1 protein-coding gene is annotated in these 1,945 nt (G+C 69.5%); it reads left to right on the forward strand.

What is annotated here, in order from left to right; translation table 11 throughout:
* Window positions 1-17: 17 nt before the first annotated feature.
* A partial coding sequence (locus AB0I15_RS66760; RefSeq protein ID WP_358121167.1) for a condensation domain-containing protein occupies window positions 18-1,945 on the forward strand: 1,928 nt, incomplete at its 3' end.

Here is a 1,945-nt window from a genome sequence, read left to right on the forward strand (position 1 = left end):
TGGTGCCGGCTGGTGGGTTGGTTGATGTTGAGGTGGTGCGGGGGTTCGCGGCGGAGCGGTTGCCGGAGTACATGGTGCCGTCGGCGGTGGTGGTGGTGGATGCGTTGCCGGTGACGGTGAACGGCAAACTCGACCGCAAGGCGCTGCCCGCCCCCCGTTACACGGCAGGGGCAGGTCGTGCCCCTGCCGACCTCCGCGAGGAGATCGTCTGCGCTGCTTTCGCCGAAGTGCTCGGCTTGGAGAGTGTGAGCGCCGACGACGACTTCTACCGGCTGGGCGGGCATTCGCTGCTGGTGATCCGGCTCGTGGAGGTCCTGCGGTCGCGTGGTGTCTCGGTCTCGGTACGGGCCCTGTTCGACACACCCACCCCGGCGGGCCTGGCCGCATCCGTGAGCGCCGGGCAGACAGAGGTGCCCGACAATCTGATTCCGGCCGACGCGACCAGCATCACGCCGGAGATGTTGCCGCTGGTGGACCTGACCGCCGAGGAGATCGAGCGGATCGTCGCCACCGTCGAGGGTGGCGCGGCGAACGTGGCCGACATCTACCCGCTGGCGCCTTTGCAGGAGGGGTTGCTGTTCCACCACCTGCTGGCCGACGGCGGTACGGACGTGTATGTGACGCCGGCGGTGCTGGAGTTCGACTCGCGGGATCGGGTGGAGCAGTTCGTCGAGGCGTTGCAGCGGGTGGTGGATCGGCACGACATCTACCGCACGTCGTTGGCGTGGGAGGGGCTGCGCGAGCCGGTGCAGGTGGTGTGGCGCCATGCCGTGTTGCCGGTCGAAGAAGTGGTGCTTGGGCTGGATTGTGTTGATCCCGCCGGTGCGCTGGTGGAGCTGGCGGGTTCGGTGATGGATCTGCATCGGGCGCCGTTGATGGGGGTGCATGTCGCGGCGGTGCCGGGTGGTGACCGGTGGCTGGCGCTCGTCCGGATGCATCACGTGGTGCGGGATCACACCGCGCTGGAGGTGCTGTTCGCCGAAGTACGGGCGTTCCTGGCCGGCCGGGGAGCGGAGCTGGCCGAGCCGCTGCCGTTCCGGAACTTCGTGGCGCAGGCACGTCACGGGATCACGGACGTCGAGCACAGCGACTATTTCGCGGAGCTGCTGGGTGATGTCGAGGAGCCGACGGCGCCGTTCGGGCTGGTGGACGTGCGGGGCGATGGCGCCGACTCCGCGCACGAGGTGGTGCCGTTCGCAGCTGAGCTGCACGGGCGGTTGCGGGAGGTGGCCCGGCGGTTGGGGGTGAGCCCGGCGACGGTGCTGCACGTGGCTTGGGCGCGGGTGCTCGCCACGGCGTCGAGTCGGTACGACGTGGTGTTCGGGACGGTGCTGTTCGGCCGGATGAACGCCGGCGCTGGGGCGGATCGGGTGCCGGGGCCGTTCATGAACACGCTGCCGGTACGCCTGCGTACGGGCGAGATGGGTGTGCTGGCGGCTGTGTCGGCGATGCGGAGCCAGCTCGCCGAGCTCCAGGAGCACGAGCACGCGCCGCTCACTCTCGCCCAGCAGGCCAGCGGAGTGGCGGGTGATACGCCGCTGTTCACCTCCTTCCTGAATTACCGCCACAACACCGGTGCCGGTGTGGACGGGGAGATGGAAGGGGTGCGGCTGCTGTTCGTGCGTGAGCGCACCAACTATCCCCTCGTCGTCCTGATCGACGACAACGGCGACAGCATGTCGGTGGCCGTCGACGCCGTCGCTCCGATCGACGCCCGGAACGTGGGCCTGCTGGTCCGCACCGCCACCGACAACCTGGTGACCGCGCTGGAGCTGGCTCTGGACGGCGGCCCGGAACTGCCGCTGAACAGCGTGGACGTGCTCGACGAGGCGGGCCGGCACCTGGTGGTCGAGGAGTGGAACGACACGGCGGGTGAGGTGTCGTCGGAGTCGTTGGTGGGGTTGTTCGAGGCGCGGGTGGCGGTGTCGCCGGGTGCGGTGGCGGT

Source organism: Nonomuraea sp. NPDC050643 (genome assembly GCF_040654715.1).
Lineage (GTDB): Bacteria > Actinomycetota > Actinomycetes > Streptosporangiales > Streptosporangiaceae > Nonomuraea.